14 protein-coding genes are annotated in these 16,985 nt (G+C 45.8%); 10 read left to right on the top strand and 4 right to left on the bottom strand.

The window, feature by feature from the left end:
* Positions 1-353: 353 nt before the first annotated feature.
* The 3 genes from CUR83_RS03300 to CUR83_RS03290 all read right to left on the bottom strand — a co-directional run bounded on the left by CUR83_RS03300 (position 354) and on the right by CUR83_RS03290 (position 2,866).
* Positions 354-485 carry a hypothetical protein gene (locus CUR83_RS03300; protein ID WP_257785223.1) on the bottom strand — a complete coding sequence of 44 codons (132 nt, stop codon included), beginning with the start codon at positions 483-485 and terminating at the stop codon, positions 354-356.
* Positions 486-658: 173 nt separating this feature from the next.
* Positions 659-1,762 carry a lipase secretion chaperone gene (locus CUR83_RS03295; RefSeq protein WP_284719073.1) on the bottom strand — a complete coding sequence of 368 codons (1,104 nt, stop codon included), beginning with the start codon at positions 1,760-1,762 and terminating at the stop codon, positions 659-661.
* 27 nt (positions 1,763-1,789) lie between these two features.
* On the bottom strand, positions 1,790-2,866 hold the full coding sequence (locus CUR83_RS03290) for a lipase family alpha/beta hydrolase (RefSeq protein ID WP_284719072.1): 1,077 nt from the start codon (positions 2,864-2,866) through the stop codon (positions 1,790-1,792).
* Between the two features lie 299 nt (positions 2,867-3,165).
* On the opposite strand from CUR83_RS03290, the gene map reads away from it, so the two are divergent.
* Together map and glnD are read left to right on the top strand one after the other, a co-directional pair.
* Positions 3,166-3,957: a type I methionyl aminopeptidase gene (gene map / locus CUR83_RS03285; protein WP_379542917.1), complete on the top strand. Its 792-nt coding sequence runs from the start codon at positions 3,166-3,168 to the stop codon at positions 3,955-3,957.
* Positions 3,958-4,320: 363 nt separating this feature from the next.
* Positions 4,321-7,077, top strand: a complete 2,757-nt coding sequence (gene glnD, locus CUR83_RS03280; protein ID WP_284719071.1) for a [protein-PII] uridylyltransferase — start codon at positions 4,321-4,323, stop codon at positions 7,075-7,077.
* A gap of 35 nt (positions 7,078-7,112) precedes the next feature.
* Here glnD and CUR83_RS03275 read toward each other — a convergent pair whose 3' ends face one another.
* Positions 7,113-7,784: a hypothetical protein gene (locus CUR83_RS03275; RefSeq protein WP_284719070.1), complete on the bottom strand. Its 672-nt coding sequence runs from the start codon at positions 7,782-7,784 to the stop codon at positions 7,113-7,115.
* A 253-nt stretch (positions 7,785-8,037) separates the two neighbouring features.
* Here CUR83_RS03275 and dapC point away from each other — a divergent pair, with 253 nt between their 5' ends.
* The 8 genes from dapC to CUR83_RS03235 all read left to right on the top strand — a co-directional run bounded on the left by dapC (position 8,038) and on the right by CUR83_RS03235 (position 16,974).
* Entirely contained in the window at positions 8,038-9,270 is a 1,233-nt protein-coding gene (dapC, locus tag CUR83_RS03270; RefSeq protein WP_284719069.1) for a succinyldiaminopimelate transaminase, read from the top strand.
* Positions 9,271-9,412: 142 nt separating this feature from the next.
* Positions 9,413-11,359, top strand: a complete 1,947-nt coding sequence (locus tag CUR83_RS03265; RefSeq protein ID WP_284719068.1) for a DUF294 nucleotidyltransferase-like domain-containing protein — start codon at positions 9,413-9,415, stop codon at positions 11,357-11,359.
* Between the two features lie 34 nt (positions 11,360-11,393).
* Positions 11,394-11,999, top strand: a complete 606-nt coding sequence (locus CUR83_RS03260; protein WP_284719067.1) for a 3'-5' exonuclease — start codon at positions 11,394-11,396, stop codon at positions 11,997-11,999.
* A gap of 99 nt (positions 12,000-12,098) precedes the next feature.
* Positions 12,099-14,087, top strand: a complete 1,989-nt coding sequence (dacB, locus tag CUR83_RS03255; RefSeq protein WP_284719066.1) for a D-alanyl-D-alanine carboxypeptidase/D-alanyl-D-alanine endopeptidase — start codon at positions 12,099-12,101, stop codon at positions 14,085-14,087.
* 149 nt (positions 14,088-14,236) lie between these two features.
* A complete protein-coding gene (locus CUR83_RS03250) occupies positions 14,237-14,722 on the top strand; it encodes an ABZJ_00895 family protein (protein WP_075106890.1) in 486 nt (161 codons plus the stop codon).
* A gap of 149 nt (positions 14,723-14,871) precedes the next feature.
* Positions 14,872-15,420 carry a DUF421 domain-containing protein gene (locus tag CUR83_RS03245; protein WP_284719065.1) on the top strand — a complete coding sequence of 183 codons (549 nt, stop codon included), beginning with the start codon at positions 14,872-14,874 and terminating at the stop codon, positions 15,418-15,420.
* Between the two features lie 89 nt (positions 15,421-15,509).
* On the top strand, positions 15,510-15,998 hold the full coding sequence (gene rlmH, locus CUR83_RS03240; protein WP_075106889.1) for a 23S rRNA (pseudouridine(1915)-N(3))-methyltransferase RlmH: 489 nt from the start codon (positions 15,510-15,512) through the stop codon (positions 15,996-15,998).
* Positions 15,999-16,080: 82 nt separating this feature from the next.
* Positions 16,081-16,974, top strand: coding sequence for a DODA-type extradiol aromatic ring-opening family dioxygenase (locus CUR83_RS03235; RefSeq protein ID WP_423726437.1), 894 nt, complete (start codon positions 16,081-16,083; stop codon positions 16,972-16,974).
* Positions 16,975-16,985 lie beyond the last annotated feature (11 nt).

Below are 16,985 nucleotides of genomic sequence, written 5' to 3'. Positions count from 1 at the left end.
GTAATTGTCTTATTCACTGTTTCAGACAGTAGCGATATTTTGTTTTGACTCACCAGTGACTGTCATTATCAATTGAGTAAGTATTTAGCGGATATTTTTTGCCTCATACATACTACTGACTACTGACTACTGACTACTGATATTTACTATTGACGCTATTTCCCAGTGATAATGTCACTTTTCTTGATGAGGTTTTATTTAAACCTTCTCTTGGCAGATGTCAGCTGATACAAAAACACTCCACTAAATAGTGAAGTGTTTTTATCGTGCGACTATCGCATCTGATGACTGATATCGTTTATCGAAACCTTAAGTAATACATATAGGTCTCAGTACACGTATTAGCAACTGCTTTAGATCACATCTGTACCAGTAATGTTTGGCTCTTCAGTCGCAGGCGCTGTCATACTTGACATCGACTGGCAACCGACGAGTACCGTTACCATGACAATACCAGTCATCAATGCTTTGGTTAAGTTTTTCATATAAGCTCCTAGAATAATTTTAATAAACGGTTGGTTTTAACAAAGTATCACTATCGTTGTATTAAAGCCACAGCCATTGGATCGTACTTCTCCCAATGATCATAGCTTATTCACACTTTTAGCATACCCATCTCTTATATTGCTGTAAGTTAATTAATGTTAAGGAAATATGCTTACTGAGTTTTGGTTTCCTGCAACGCAGCATAGCCAGACAGACGCTTGCGCTCAGCATCATCAAACAACTGCTGCTCAAGTTGGTCTATCTGAATTTGCGCCTCTGCTGGATTGGCACTTTGATTTAGTAAGCGCTGTTTTTGCGTTTGATACTGAGTGAAGCGCTGATCGAAGTCGGCATCTTCTTGATCGACTTGTGCCAGTCTCTCTGCCGCTGGTGCGCCCACTAGCTCTCGACGCATATTGTATAGTGCTTCAGGGCTGGCACCTGCCGCTTTCATCTGTTCAGTACGAGCCATAAGCTCATTAAGATTGGCTTGCTGCATGATATTGGTTTTGATCGCACCATCTGGTAGACGGCTCACATAATCTTGTCTGGCAGCCTGTTTTTGTGCCTCACTCATTTGCTCATTTTGATTGATTCTGACCATCTCCATACTATAGTCATCATAACTATTGCTAGCACCAAAGAAGGCTTCGATGGTGGTTTTGTCAAAATACTGCTGACGTAAACTCGCCACATCCTGCTTTTGCTGAGCAATGGCATTCAAATCTAGCTCACCATTTTTGGTCGCTTGCAGTTGCAGATTGCCATAACGCTTTTCTATCTCAGGAAGCGCTTTGAGATACGCCACATATTTGCCAAAGATAGCGACCGCTTGGCTGGCAGCTGGCTCTGGGGTATGGTGACGGATATAACTCTCGACACGCGCAAAAATAACGGCTTCGTCCTCCTCTCCTATTGCTGATAAAAAATAATCGAATAAACGCCGCAGACCTTCAGTGACGACCAATTGCTTGTGCTCATCGATGATGATTTCGCCGTCCACTTGCGTGCCTTTCAATGAGCGCGGCAAACGCTCTAACCCAGTGACAAATGCAGACTGGCTTTGGGCTGAAGCGGTTTGTTCTGTTTGCTCACTATTTAGTGCAGTGGACAACGTACTCTCATAGGTATCAGTGGGTGAAGCAGATAGCGACTGCTGAGTCGCCATCGGTTTATTATCTGGCTTAAACCACACAATCACCGCCGCCGCGATGACTATGATGACCACGGCGATGATAGCGATTGGTAAATAGGCTGGACGGCGATTATTCGACATAGATGAGAGTTCTTTTTACAAGTCAGCTTAAAGGTTGGCGTTTTTTAGGCGATTGACCTGAGTACGATAAATGGACTTGGGCTTAGACTCGCCCCATGCGGTCAAACCTAATAACTGATCGGCTGAATCTAGATGGTTCATGATGTAGTTGTCACGAATCACATACCCAAGTCGGCTTGAGCAGACAGAGACCAGACCATCATTGGCATCAGATAAAAACGGTACGCCTGTTACTGCAAGCAGATAATCACTAGGGTCAAGGGATCTCATGACTTGTCCGACGCCACTAAATGAGTAATATTTGATACCGTTTGCAGAGGTACTGGTTGGCTGACCACAGTAACTTGTTGGCATTGCTGCGGGGAATTTGGCATTGAATTTGGCCGCACCATCGGTTGATAGCGCCATGAGTGCTTGCCAGCCATCTTGCGCTTGTATCTCTTTAAAGCTGATGCCTGATCCCACATCTGTAAAGCCGCCAATCAAATTAAACACCCCTGATACCAGCTGTGTCGTGACGTTTGATGGCTCACCTGTGTCATTGTTTGGTTCAAGGACGTTTTTGACAAAATCGGCTGTTTTTGAACCTTGCTCTGGGCTTGATACGGCGGTGACCGAGGCGACGTATTTTGGTGCAACGCCAGCGACATAGCGGATGTCTATACCGCCTTGACTGTGCCCAAACAAATTGACTTTTGGATCGCCTGAAATGGCAGTGATGGTTTTGACTTGCTGTAATAGCTGCTCGCCGCGGACTTCACTATTATTCACCGCTGATGTTTTGGTGGTGTACACCTCTGATCCACCTTTCATCAGCTCACTAGGAATCTCGTTGAAATAATCTAAGACCCCAAACATCTTGGTAAAGCCGCCAAGCCCATGCGCCAGGACCACTGGATACTGAGTCTTGGTATAACTGGAGGTAAAGTATTTGCTATCGACTAGCGTGCAGCCATTGGCGTTGGCACAATTATAGTACTGCCCTGCCGCTTGCGCTGAGGTGGTTTGCATGGTCATTAATAAAACGCCAGTACTGATAGAGCCCAGTATTGGTAAAAAAGTGCGCGGCGTAAGCGCAGCACGAACGTACGAGGAGAGCTTCATAACAACATCCTTGTCATCATTAATGGTGAGTGCCTTTACCTCATAACGTCGGCAAAGACTGCTGCTAATCCCTTTAGCATGCAAAATTACATTACTTCTATCTTTTACAAGATTCAACTAAATTGTCAAAATATGAATACATTATCGTGACTGGAGGGTCATAACGGCTCAAATGGGGCTGTAAAGCAACTATTGTCAATAATAATGATAGATTTAATATCACTTATCATAAAACTGCCATTCATCCATTTATGGTATAATCTCCCCACATTAAACCCATAATTATAAGACACAAGATGATGACTAAAAAATCCCTTATCCAGTCCCCAGAGGCCATAGAAAAAATGCGTGTGGCCGGCAAACTTGCCAGCGACGTCCTTGTCATGCTCGACGAACATGTCAAAGTTGGCGTCAGTACCGAAGCCCTCAACCAAATCGCTCATGACTATATCGTCAACGTGCAAAAAGCCATCCCTGCTCCGCTGAACTACAATGGCTTTCCTAAATCTATTTGTACCTCAGTCAACCACGTGGTCTGTCACGGCATCCCAACCGAAAGCAAGCTACTCAAAGATGGTGATATCATCAATATTGATGTGACCGTGATCAAAGACGGCTACTACGGCGACACCTCAAAAATGTGGATCGTCGGTAACGGCTCTATCATGGCGCAGCGTATCTGCAAAGTCGCACAAGACGCGCTATATGCTGGCATGAGTGTGGTAAAAAACGGCGCGCGTCTTGGTGATATTGGTGCAGCGATTCAAGCAGTGGTCGAGCCTGAGCGCTTTAGTATCGTCCGTGAGTTTTGTGGTCATGGCATCAGTGATGAATTCCACCATGAGCCACAAGTCATGCACTACGGCAAAAAAGGCACAGGCTTTGAGCTAAAAACGGGCATGACCTTTACCATTGAGCCGATGATCAACCAAGGCACGTGGCAGACCAAGATTTTACCTGATGAGTGGACAGCGATTACCAAAGACCGCAAACTGTCCGCTCAGTGGGAGCATACGATGGTCGTAACCGACAATGGCTGTGAAGTATTTACCACGCGCCCTGAAGAAGATTTGAGTTTTTTGACACAGTAAGACCATAAAAGATCGCCTAGGCGGTCTTTTTTTTGGCCGATGGTTAGCGTGTATCGAGTTAGGACAGATTGAGTATTGTGCTTACTGGCTTTTTGTCTTTATACTCTGATGAGTTAAAAATTTATATTGATACATTTATTATAGTGAATTCAGTATAAAAACGATACAGTGGGATTGGGATAAATTTTTCGCAGCATCGAGCAGCGTAGGCACAGCACGCAAGGAAAATTTAGACCAGTTCCACCTTGATATATAATGTATTTGTTTTATTTAGGATTGACTATAGTACATTCTATTGGTGACTTTTATCAGCTATCAGCAGCTCAAACGCTCTATTTTTAAACTCTTAATTGGATAACACTCATGTTTACTTGTGATGTCGCTTCTATTGATCTAACGCCCCTACCGCTACTATCAAATGATACGGCGACAGATAACTCGCTGTTGTCAGAGCAAAATACGACTGATAAAGCGCTGCTTGGCATTCCTGAATGGTTGGCACAAATCAATGAGGATATCAGCCGTGCCCTAGAGCGCGGTACCAATATTCGTCAATTGGTCGAAGCACGTGCCTGCGCGATTGATAGCTTACTCATTGCGCTATTTAAATGGTTTGAGCTAGATAAGACGGATTTGGCATTGTTTGCAACGGGTGGCTATGGACGCGGTGAGCTGTCGCTTTATTCAGATATTGATATCCTGCTGTTATCTCCTGACGAAGTCGGCGCTGATGCCAGTGGTAAGATTGATAAATTGGTCGCATTGCTGTGGGATATCGGGCTGGAGCCTGCGCTGTCTGTGCGGAGCGTCAACGATGCGTTAGAAGCTGCACTTGACCATACGATAGCCAGTGCCCAGCTCGAAGCTCGATTGTTAATCGGCAACGAAGCACTGCGAGATATGCCCATCCAAATCGTTAACAAGCAGTGGTCTCCTCGTGCCTTTTTTGATGTAAAAATGGAAGAGTCCAAGGCCCGTTATCTACAACATAATGCCACCGAGTATAATCTGGAGCCCAATATCAAAACGGCGCCTGGGGGATTACGTGATATTCATATCATTGGCTGGGTGACCAAACGCTATTTTCGTGTGGGCAAGCTCTATGACTTGGTACAACAAAACTTTTTGACCGAAAAAGAGTTTGATGAGTTAAGCTTTGCAGAAGGCTATCTATGGCAGATACGGCATTATCTGCATGTGCTGACCGGACGTAACGAAAACAAGCTGTTGTTTGATTATCAGCGTGAGATTGCTCAATTAATGGGTTACGAGACCCAGCCAGATGACCAGCCCAATGCGGCTGTTGAACGCTTTATGCGTGATTACTACCGCTGTGCCATGCAAATATCAACGCTGTCTGAGATGCTGACCAACCACTATTATGAGACCATCATAGAGCCCAGCCTGCCTGATGATGAGCGCCCCAAAAAGCAGCCGATCAATGCAAGATTCAACCGTGTTGGTGATCATATTGCTATAGCGCACCATCGGGTTTTTGCTCAGCATCCTGAATCTATTTTAGAGATGTTCTTATTAATGGGTCAGCACGGTATCGACAAGGTTCGCACCCATACCTTGCGTGCACTCAAAATTGCGGCACGCGGCATTGACCAGACCTATAGAGACAACCCTGTTCACAAAGCTTTATTTTTATCTAATCTAAAAGAGCAAAACTATCTGTTCCATCGTTTGCGCACCATGAATCGCTATGGGGTATTGGGCAACTATATTCCTGCTTTTGCGCAAGTCACGGGTCTGATGCAATATGATTTGTTCCATCGCTATACGGTGGACGCGCATACGTTATTTTTGATTCGAATTTTGCACCGCTTTACCGATCCTATGTTTTCTGAAGAGTTTCCACTGGTCAGCACTATTTTTCAGCGCATCGAGCGCAAAGAGATTTTGGTACTGGCCGCGATGTTCCATGATATCGCCAAAGGTCGTGGCGGCGACCATAGTGAGCTTGGTCAGACAGAGTCCATTGAGTTTTGTCTGTCACATGGCATGAGCTTAGCCGACGCCAATTTGGTTGGCTGGCTGACTCGCTACCATCTATTAATGTCGATTACCGCACAGAAAAAAGACATCTCAGACCCTGAGGTGGTGACTGTCTTTGCAGACCTTATCGGTAATGTGACGCATTTGAATCACTTGTACGTACTCACCGTTGCTGATATGAATGCAACCAACCCGCAGCTTTGGAACAGCTGGCGGGCAACGCTGATGAAACAACTCTACTCGCAGACACGGCGCATTTTGCGCGCCGATATTGATGCGCCGACCAATCGCCAAGATATGATCAGCGCCACTCGTGCGCAGGCGCTCGCGATGCTAGACAATGTCAATAATCAGCACATGAATCGCGATGAAGTATTGCGACTATGGGACGATTTGGGCGATGAGTACTTTTTGCGAGAGATTGCAGAAGACATCTTGTGGCACACCGAAGCCATCTTAAACCATCCACCGATTGGGCTTGCTTCTAATGCGGATAGTCCACCACTGGTGGTTTTGCGTGAGCATCGTGAACTGGCACTGGATGCGGTACAGGTTTTTGTCTATACCCAAGATCAGATGAATCTGTTTGCCGTTACGATGGCGGTGTTCGATCAGATGAATCTTGACGTATTAGATGCGCGGATCATTACGGCGACTCGCGACTTTGCTCTGGATTCTTATGTGCTGCTAGATCCTAGTGGTACGCTGTTGGTCGATGAAGACAGTCAGCAAGAGCTCAAACAGCGCCTGATTAATGCCTTTAAAGATCCAACAGTACTAAAGCTCACCAACAAACGTATGCCACGTCAGCTCAGGCATTTTGAAGTGGCTACGGTGATTAACTTTGAGTTTAATGAGGCATCTGACCAGCATATCATGAGCTTAGAGACACTGGATCAGCCAGGACTATTGGCCCGGGTTGGACAGATATTTTTGCAGGAGCAAATTGAGGTTCATGCGGCTCGTATTACGACCTTAGGCGAGCGCGCAGAAGATATGTTTTATATCAGTGACCAAAATGATAAGCCCTTATCTGCTGAACGACTTGATGCGTTAAAATCAGCACTGCTCGCCAGCCTAGCGACCAAAAGAGAAAACAACGTGGTTTATAGCTATTAATTGAATGACAACATCTTTGATGACAAGGGCGCGCTTTACAGCGTGCTCTTGTATATTATATTGTCCGCATGTTCTATCAGCTCTACATCAGCAAGCTCTGGTGGCAAAACACCTACTTCAAGTAGCTGCTGCTCCATGATTAATCGTCCAGCCTTGATTTCTTTTTGTAATAAGCAATGCAAGCTTGATAAATGAAACTCGCCATTAAGATAGTCACCCAGCTGCCTCAAAGAAATAGGCGACTTGGCATGCACGTCAGGATACAGACTATCCTCTGCCAAAATAATCATTTCATTGAACGTCTCTTCACGCATCAGTTCATCATTGTCTATCTCATCCTGCAACTTATTCGCCAGACGGCCTTTCGCTGCAAGAATACCAACAAAAAATATAGTCTGTAAGATAAATAAAGCAATGTATTGCCACAAAGATAACGATAGATTCAACATATTATTTAGCAGCATCAGCGCCATGGCGACAACCACGTAACCAACCAACTGCCATAATAACCACATGATTAAACTATTTTCGCCATACCAAAAGATTTTCTTCTCTTGATGCTCAATCAATTGCCGCCTCGCCTGCCACCAGCACGCTTCACGTTCTCTTAGCAGCGCATATACGTTAATAGGATGCACACCTGCATCAGGAATGTCATTATTGATATTTTTAGCGATGAAGTTATTATGATTTAGTGCACTAGGCATATCAAACTGTCCTTAAAATGATCTGTCTCTGGCACCGACAGTCATCTTTTATATTGTTATAAGTTATCAGACGCGAAGCGTTCAATGCGCTTTGTAAGTACGATTGAATGGGCTATGATAAGGTCAGCCGTTCAAGCACAATAAATTCGCATTCACGTTATGAGAAGAAAAAGGCAAAAGAGGTATTACACTGCTCTAATGTAAATTTTCTTTATAACTTTATTATTAATTGTCTATTATAGTTATCACACTTATGAATCACAACTTAAAGCATCTACATCCTTATCCCTTTGCCAAGATGGCAACCTTATTCGCTGACAGCATACCTGCCGACGGTTACAGCGAAATCAAACTGGGTATTGGTGAGCCAAAACATGAGCCACCAGCATTTGTACTGGACGTACTACGCGAAAACTTGGACAAAATAAGTCGTTATCCGACCACCAATGGTATGTTTGAGTTACGTCAGACGATTGCGCACTGGTTAGAGAAGCGTTTTTTTCTTAGCCATGTCGATGCCAACACCCAAGTTTTGCCAGTGATGGGTACTCGCGAGGCCATTTTTAGCTTTGTACAAGCCGTCATAAATCATGATGCCGCTGATAACGAAAGCACGTCCTCTTCAGCCTCTAATGCGTCGCCTTTGGTTGTTATGCCCAATCCGTTCTATCAGATATATGAAGGTGCAGCAATATTGGCACAAGCGACGCCCCATTTTGTTCCCTGTACGTTAGACAATAACTTTAAGGGGGATTATCGCGCGGTGCCAAAAGACGTTTGGGCACGCACGCAGCTTGTATTTGTCTGTAGTCCGAATAACCCAACGGGTTCGGTTATGACTATGGAGGATTGGGAATATCTCATTCGTTTATCAGACCAATACGGTTTTGTCATTGCCAGCGACGAGTGCTATAGCGAGCTGTATTTTGATACTGCTCCGATTGGCTTACTGCAAGCTTGCGCGAATCTGGGTCGCCGTAATTTCAAAAACTGTATCGTATTTCATTCGTTATCCAAACGCTCGAACCTACCTGGTTTACGCTCTGGGTTTGTGGCGGGCGATGCCAAGATTTTGCAGTCTTATTTGCAATATCGTACTTACCAAGGCTGTGCGATGCCGATACCGCATCAGCTTGCCTCTATCGCTGCGTGGCAAGATGAAAAGCATGTCGCACACAATCGCGCCCTTTATCAAGAAAAGTTCGCGCTATGGATGTCAGAGCTTGGCGAGTTGCTAGATTTGCGCATGCCAGAAGCTGGATTTTATTTTTGGATAAAAGTACCTGAACCGTTCGATGGCGATGATGAAGTATTTGTCAAAGCATTATACGAGCAGGCCAATATCCATGCATTGGCAGGACGCTACTTGTCACGCGAGGTTGATGGGAATAATCCTGGAAAAGGCTATGTCCGTGTTGCTTTGGTCGCGAGTGTCGAGGAGAGCCGCGAAGCAATCAGTCGTATTCGAAAGTTGCTGGCGGCATAAACAGTCACTCAAAAAGCTTTTATCTTAAGCTAATAAAGCAGCCTCTAATAACCACAATATAAATAGGGTTATTAGAGGCTTTTTGCATGAATAGTGCTATAGTAAAGTCTCTACTGCAAAATATACCATCAAGGATGATGCCATGCCCCATCTTGACTTTACCCAGCCGCCCTTTGACGTACTGAGTCTAGCTGAACGTCAAAGCATCAGAAAAAACACGAAGATCCGCTATCTTGCTAGAGATGAGATCCTACCCGCAGCAGACTTGCAGTATCTATATGTGGTCATCAAAGGACAAATTGAGCAATCACTGGGTGGTGAATTTGTCGCCTCTTATTTGGGCAGCAACCATTCTGATGAGCCAAACAATAATGACTGGTTTGATAGTCGCCGCTTACCTGAGTCACTCATAAAAAATGGTGTGCCAGAAAGTAAAAACACGCCTATACAGCCGTACCAGTTTCGGGCCAGTGAGGAGACATTGCTGCTACAAGTCGATGGTGCCACTGTCGATAAAATCAGCGCGCAAAATCATCTGGTACGCCAAATGCTATCAGACAAGCTACCCGAAAGACTAAAGGCATTGCGACAGCGCCGTAGCAACAAAGCCCTAAACCCTGCTGGCTATACCCATCAACAAGAAGTGCAGCAAATCATGCTGCAACCTGTCATCGACGTCCATTTATTGCCAGTACATATTGTCGATGCCAATAACAGCTTGTACGAAGCTGCGCGTATCATGACCGAGGCTAGGCTAAAACACGTACTGGTACGACCGCTGAACTATGTAGAAAATATACGAGACACTGAGCAGCCAAAACTGCTGTTAGGCATTCTCACCGATACGGATATTTGTCGCGCTGTGAGTGACAGACAAGATCCCGCTATTACGCTTTGCCAGCGCTATACCAATTTTAACCTGCGTACGATCAAGGCCACTGACGAGATTGGCGATGCGTTGCTCACTATGACTCGCTATCGCATTCACAGGCTGCCAGTCATTGATAGCAGTGGTGATGTCGTCGGCGTGCTTGGACAAAACGATATGCTCGCCCACATTGGTCATCACTCACAGCTTATTAGTATTCAAATCGAGCAAGCAACCGATCTATCAAGCCTAGATACCGCAGTCGAGCTTATCGGTCGCTATATTCGTGCGCAGCATCAAAACGGTGTCAAAATCGGTAATATCAGCCGCATGGTGCAGACGTTGAATGCGCAAGTATTTACCAAGCTCTGGCAGCTGATCGTACCTGATGAAGTGATAAGCAATACTTGTCTCATCGTCATGGGCTCAGAAGGTCGCGGCGAGCAAATCATGCGTACCGATCAAGATAACGCCCTGATCATTCGTGATGGCTATACGCATCCGGATTTGGCACAGTTTGCCGATACCTTTAATAATCACTTGGCAACGCTTGGCTATCCACTGTGCGATGGCAATATCATGATGACCAATTCCATGTGGCGACAACCGCTCAGGCAGTTTACCGCGCAGATTGCCTCATGGTTTAGGAACACTGACCCCATGCATGGCATCTACTTGTCCGCCATAATGGATGGCGAATACGTCTGCGGTGATGAAACCCTACTGACACAGGTACGTCAGCATTTAAGAATGGCTCACAGACACGCCGATCCAATGTTTGTACGTCAGTTTGCCCGTGCAGCATTGCAGTTTGGCGATGTCAATCAGTGGTGGCAAAAGTTTGTACCTTTGATAGGGGGTAAATCTATATCAGCAGATATCGATCTAAAAAAAGCAGGGATCTTTCCATTGGTTCATGGTATTCGTACGTTGGCATTAGAAAATGATGTGCTCGATGTGCCTAGCAGTAAAGATCGCCTAAAGGCATTGGTGCAGTCTCATGCCCTGACCCAAGAGCGCGCCGATACATTATTGGAGGCGCTTGAGTTTTTTATGGCGCAGCGGCTATCCGTAGCACTGTCGACCGAGGACAAGCAGGCAAGGCAAGTCGATCCAACGACACTAACCGCACTAGAACGCGACCTGCTTAAAGAATGTCTGGCCGTGGTAAAAAGTTTTAAAAATCAGCTGCGTCAACACTATCAGTTAGAAATAGCATAAATATAGCAATAGAATAAATAAATGGATGATCAACATGAGCTGGTTACAGCAGTTATCTTGCGCTTGGCAAAAGACGCAGCTACAGCGTCCGGAGCTGGCATCAATGTTCACCACACCGTCGGCTGAGCAGTGGGTAGCGATTGACTGTGAAATGACTGGCCTGAACCCCAAAAAGCACCATTTATTATCCGTGGCAGCGATACATATCAATGGCAATACGATCGATACGGGTAATGGCATGCACTTAGTTTGCAGACCGCCTGTAATGCCAGATCGGGATACAATTGTCATTCATGGTCTGCGTACTGCTGATGTCGAGCATGGCATGAGTTATGACGAGATGCTGGCTCTTTTGTTACCTTTTATTGATAACCGACCCATCGTCGGATTCTGCCCGCAGCTCGACATGGTATTTTTGAACCCTTTGGTCAAACGCTATATGGGAACGACCTTGCCCAACAAAGTCATCGATGTGCGTCAATTATACAGTCGACGTATGGGCGACCGTACGCAAGGTATTCCCAATCAAACGCAGCATTTGACTAATATTCTGGCGCATTATGGTATTCCTGAGCTTGGCGCGCATGACGCTTATAACGATGCAATAATGACGGCGATGGCATTTTTGCATGTACGCTAGCCTTTATTATTGACGATAAAATTGAGCTTCTGAGAGCATATGCGAAAACAGCAACTCATGTTACCATAAGCAGTTTTTGCCACCTGATGAAAGATGCTCATGCGATACCGTTCAAAGCGCGACCATCAGTCGCCCATTACTGCCAAAACTGCCGCAATCTGTAGCCGTGTATTACCCTCTCACTTATCTAATAAACGTCTGCCTACCCTCACGCTATTCGCCGCGATGATCATAGCGCCTGCTTATGCACAGCCGGCTCTACCAGCCCCCATTGAAGCAGCATTGTCACGTGCCAATCTGACAGCGTCTGATATCAGTCTTATCGTAACGCCTGTGGGTGACAAAAATGCCAGTCGACTGCCCGCGTCTGTGCAAGTGATTGATAGCCGTGATACGGATCGCCAATCGACGCGACCCTCTGACTATAACGCTGTGACTGCTAATGAAAACAATAGCAGCCAAAACGTGACAAAGACAGATAACCTAGCGACCAACATCACCACTCATACTGACTCACAAAGCGCGCTAATCATTATTGAACAGCGTACGATTGAACAGCATGAGCGAAAAATACATACGTATACTGATGATCCTTATACGTATCAGAGTGTAGAGAGCATACCGACGGTTGTACCTGATGAGAACCCTTCCCTTACTAATGATGACAATAGCGCGGTGAGCACGGATAATGCCTCGGTAAAAATCTCCTTTTCACCACTATTGAATCATCAGCCTGATGTACCGCGTACGCCTGCCAGCACCATGAAGTTGGTACCCACTTTTATCGCGCTTGATACATTGGGGGCAGACTTTGTATGGTATACACGCGTCTATCATACTGGTATTGTCATCGGCGACCGTCTACATGGTGATTTAATCATTCAAGGCAGCGGCGACCCTAAGATGACTCATGAGCGATTAAAGCAGCTCCTTTATCAAGTGCAAGCAGCGGGTATTCGCCATATCAATGGCGATATCATCGTTGATAGCAGCATTTTTGAGTCGGTGAGCAAGGATCCTGCCGCCTTTGACAATGCGCCACTGCGTCCTTACAACGCCAGTCCAGATGGGTTTTTGGTGAACTTTAGCACCGTCGGTATCAATACTCACCCTTTGGACAACGACCACGCAAGCTTGACTTATAAGCCGCGACTGGCTAACTATCAACTCCCTAATAAGATCCGCACACGTGACGCGGCTTGCGGACAGGTAAGCTACAGCCTATCGCCGCAGTGGCAAGCGGAGCGGCTAGCACTCAATGCCAGCCTGCCAAAAAGCTGCGGTGAGCATGTGTTTTATGTGGCGTATCCTGATGCCAAAACGTTTGCCGCACACGTCATTGCTGCTAAATGGCAAGCGCTTGGCAATACACTGAGCGGACAAGTGATCTCACAAGAAACCCCTTACGATGCCAAAAATACTTCAAAATTAGTACATGGTCTCACGGCTATTACCATGTCGCCTTTGCCTATGGTCAGCTATCCTTCATTGGACTTAACGCAGCAAATTTATGACATCAATCATTTTTCAAACAATGTCATGACAGAGCAAGTTGCCTTATCCATCGGCGCTTATGACACAACTAAGCGCGCCAATATGCCTGCTAAAAACAGCACGCAAAAGGCCGCCAGCTTGTACCAGTATCAGCCGATGCATACTGACTATCCTGCAGCGCTAACACACATCAGCCAATGGTGGCAAACCAACCTAAGCACACCGCCACCTTATTTGACCAATGGCTCGGGACTCTGCCGCGACTGCACCATCACCGCTGCCAATCTAAGCGAGCTGTTGACTTACGCTTATAATCATCCAAGCTTTGATGCGTATGTAGACTCGTTAGGTATCGCTGGAGTCAGTGGCACCATTGCCGCTCATAGTGAGCGACTACCTGACTCAGCAGCGATTGGCCGAGCGTGGATAAAAACAGGCACACTAAATAACGTCACCTCAATGGCAGGCTATGTCAAAGGATTATCAGGTCAAGACTATGTCGTTGTGGGTATGATTAATACAGATCAAGCGCTCAATCCTTATACGGCAAGACCTGTATTAGATGCAGTACTTGACTGGACCGCTCAGCGCTAATGGTCTTGCTAAAGCGATGCTTAGTGAGCAGTAGTAAAGCAGCAGATATTTTGACGCAAGTGGCATGATTATTTGCACAGCAATTATGACTGCTATGTTTATGAATACATTTTTAAAACTTTTATTTTTACCTTTATAAAGGCAAGCTTATGTCACGCCAGACAACCAATCTCAGTAAGCCTCGCACGCTTGCGTCAAGTCAGCTTAAACTGGCGCAATATATTGGGTTTTTCGCCATTGGTTACATCCTTGCCAGCGCCATATTTATGATGATTCAGACCAAGATTGCGCTTAATTCGCAACTGGTCATGGTCGTCTCTATCATCGTCGGTGCTTATATTGCGGTCAGCAAATTCATCAAGCATCAGCAGCGTGCCTTGGCTAAAAATGAAATCAACCGGCTCATGTTTGGCGGTGTAGCGGTGGTTTGGTTATTGACGGTCCTTTATTTTTTAGCCATATGGTTTTGGTTATTTGATGGGGTTAGCCGTGAGGTATTACTCGAGATGGCTATGGCGCGGCCTTTGCCCTTGCTTTCTTCATTGGTGCTGATGCTGGTATTCACCTTGGTCAGTACGCGTATCAGCCTATGGGCCATCAACCATTTCTTGAACCCTGCTCCCAAAACAGTATGAGCACAGCCAACTATCTACAACGAGCATAACCGACCACCTACAAGGTAATACAAAGTTTTCTCCTACTCATAGGTAAAATCCGTTAGGCTAACTTTGAGCAGTCAAATTTTAGCGATTATTTGTTTTACTTTATAATAGGAGCAAACATCATGGAAACGGTTTTTTTTGACAACATAGATAAGCTCGGTCGCATTGTTTTAACGACTGTTATGGTCTACGTGTTGATTGTGTTGGTGACCAAAGCCTCTGGTAAACGCTCGACGTCACAGCTCAATAACTTTGACTGGATCGTGACCGTCATGATTGGCTCATTGGGTGCTAGTACCATTTTGCTCAAAAACATCCCTTTCATCGAAGGGGCTTCGTCGATATTGGTACTCTATCTCTTACAGTTTTTGATAACCAAATACGCCTCTATCTCACCGCAATTTAGAAGTGTTATTCTGTCTGATCCACGTATTGTCTTTTATCAAGGGCAGTTTTTGCCAGAAGCGATGCGTGCCGAGCGCCTGACTCGTCAAGAAATCGAATGTGCGATGCGCGCTGAAGGGGTCAATAATTTTGATGATATCGAAGCTATTGTCTTCGAGTCTGATGCCAAACTCAGCGTGATTCCAAAACAACGCCAAGCCGATACGAGTGATGATGAGCAGGATGTAGATCACAGCGTGTCAGAGACCATTACCCCTTTGATGTAGTGATTAGATACTTGAGCACTGATGGCCATCAATACTCAGATTCAGTGCTCGAATGTAAAAATTTTTCAATTTAAAAAATGGTACGTACTATGAAGGTAAGAATTTTGACCGTTGGCAATAAGATGCCTAGCTGGGTTCAAACAGGATTTGATGAGTATTTTAAGCGTATTCAGCCCATGCTGAGCACAGAGATTGTAGAGATTGCCGCTGCAAAACGGGCAAAAAACCCATCAGATGCCAATCTAGCACAGTACCGTGAGCAAGAAGGTCAAGCGATATTGGCCGCTCATAATGCCGCGAGCCGTGAGCAATTATGGGTACTAGACGTCAAAGGTAAGATGATTTCAACGGAAGGATTGGCTGATAAACTCGCTGATGGCATGCAGCAAGGTGATGATATTGCGTTGGTCATCGGCGGTGCAGATGGCGTATCACCAGCAGTGTTAGCAAAAGCCGACGCAAAGTTATCATTATCAGCACTGACATTGCCGCATCCGCTGGTACGCGTTGTACTAATGGAGCAGCTATACCGCGCGATGAGTATCAACAATAACCACCCTTATCATCGCGGTAATTAACCAAACCCCAAGCTTTTTTTTGATTTAAAACGTCAATCCCAAAATAGATTGAAAAACTGGCGCATGCCCTAATAAATGGAACATGACATATCCAAAACGCGCGACATCCAAAGCCTCTCAGACTACGCATCAGCGTGATCATCATCACGACACTGTACAGACACCTATTACCTCTGCTGCGGCATGGGAAAGTGCGTCTGCTATAATGCCTAATGCATCCAAACTACCTGCGTTGTTTATCTCGCACGGGGCACCCACGCTTGCGATTGAGCAATCTGCCACGACCAGTGCATTGGCACGTATCGGGCAAAACTTACCTAAGCCACGTGCTATCGTCATTATGTCGGCGCATTGGCAATCAGCAAAGCTCGAGATTAGCAGTAACCCGCAGCCAAAAACGTGGCATGATTTTTCGGGTTTTGCGCCTGAGCTTTACGATCTTCAGTATCCTGCATCAGGTCAACCAGCGCTGGCTGAGACACTTGCTCAGCAGCTCACCGCACGCGGTATCACATGTAGCGTCAATCCTGTACGTGCCTGTGATCATGGCGTTTGGGCACCGCTCAGACACCTGTACCCAGAGGCAGATGTGCCTATCGTTCAAGTGTCACTGCCGCAGCATTACGATAGCATTGCTTGCTATCAATTGGGCGCGCAGCTCGCGCATCTGCGTGATGAGAAAATTCTTGTTATTGGCTCAGGTAATATCACCCACAACTTACAAGCACTGCGCTGGGATGCCGATAGCATTGACCAAGCTGCCAAATCCTTTAAGCAGTGGTTGCTCCAGCAGCTCAAGATAGACATACCCACTGCCCTCGACTGGCAGCAATATCCAGAGTACAAAGACATTCATCCAAGTGACGAGCATTTGCTGCCATTGTTTTTTGCGTTAGGTGCCGGTCAGCGCGTCTCGGTTGTTCATCAGAGCATGGCCCATCATAGTTTGGGCATGGATATTTACCGCTTTGATTAGCTTCTATTTAC

This window comes from Psychrobacter pocilloporae, from assembly GCF_029872915.1.
GTDB lineage: Bacteria > Pseudomonadota > Gammaproteobacteria > Pseudomonadales > Moraxellaceae > Psychrobacter > Psychrobacter pacificensis.
This window is presented reverse-complemented; position numbering and strand designations above follow the sequence as displayed.

What these genes read in the sequence shown, in the direction of transcription:
- CUR83_RS03300 (WP_257785223.1), bottom strand. Translation starts at nt 485, where the DNA reads ATGAAAAACTTAACCAAAGCATTGATGACTGGTATTGTCATGGTAACG.
- CUR83_RS03295 (WP_284719073.1), bottom strand. Translation starts at nt 1,762, where the DNA reads ATGTCGAATAATCGCCGTCCAGCCTATTTACCAATCGCTATCATCGCC.
- CUR83_RS03290 (WP_284719072.1), bottom strand. Translation starts at nt 2,866, where the DNA reads ATGAAGCTCTCCTCGTACGTTCGTGCTGCGCTTACGCCGCGCACTTTT.
- map (WP_379542917.1), top strand. Translation starts at nt 3,166, where the DNA reads ATGACTAAAAAATCCCTTATCCAGTCCCCAGAGGCCATAGAAAAAATG.
- glnD (WP_284719071.1), top strand. Translation starts at nt 4,321, where the DNA reads ATGTTTACTTGTGATGTCGCTTCTATTGATCTAACGCCCCTACCGCTA.
- CUR83_RS03275 (WP_284719070.1), bottom strand. Translation starts at nt 7,784, where the DNA reads ATGCCTAGTGCACTAAATCATAATAACTTCATCGCTAAAAATATCAAT.
- dapC (WP_284719069.1), top strand. Translation starts at nt 8,038, where the DNA reads ATGAATCACAACTTAAAGCATCTACATCCTTATCCCTTTGCCAAGATG.
- CUR83_RS03265 (WP_284719068.1), top strand. Translation starts at nt 9,413, where the DNA reads ATGCCCCATCTTGACTTTACCCAGCCGCCCTTTGACGTACTGAGTCTA.
- CUR83_RS03260 (WP_284719067.1), top strand. Translation starts at nt 11,394, where the DNA reads ATGAGCTGGTTACAGCAGTTATCTTGCGCTTGGCAAAAGACGCAGCTA.
- dacB (WP_284719066.1), top strand. Translation starts at nt 12,099, where the DNA reads ATGCGATACCGTTCAAAGCGCGACCATCAGTCGCCCATTACTGCCAAA.
- CUR83_RS03250 (WP_075106890.1), top strand. Translation starts at nt 14,237, where the DNA reads ATGTCACGCCAGACAACCAATCTCAGTAAGCCTCGCACGCTTGCGTCA.
- CUR83_RS03245 (WP_284719065.1), top strand. Translation starts at nt 14,872, where the DNA reads ATGGAAACGGTTTTTTTTGACAACATAGATAAGCTCGGTCGCATTGTT.
- rlmH (WP_075106889.1), top strand. Translation starts at nt 15,510, where the DNA reads ATGAAGGTAAGAATTTTGACCGTTGGCAATAAGATGCCTAGCTGGGTT.
- CUR83_RS03235 (WP_423726437.1), top strand. Translation starts at nt 16,081, where the DNA reads ATGACATATCCAAAACGCGCGACATCCAAAGCCTCTCAGACTACGCAT.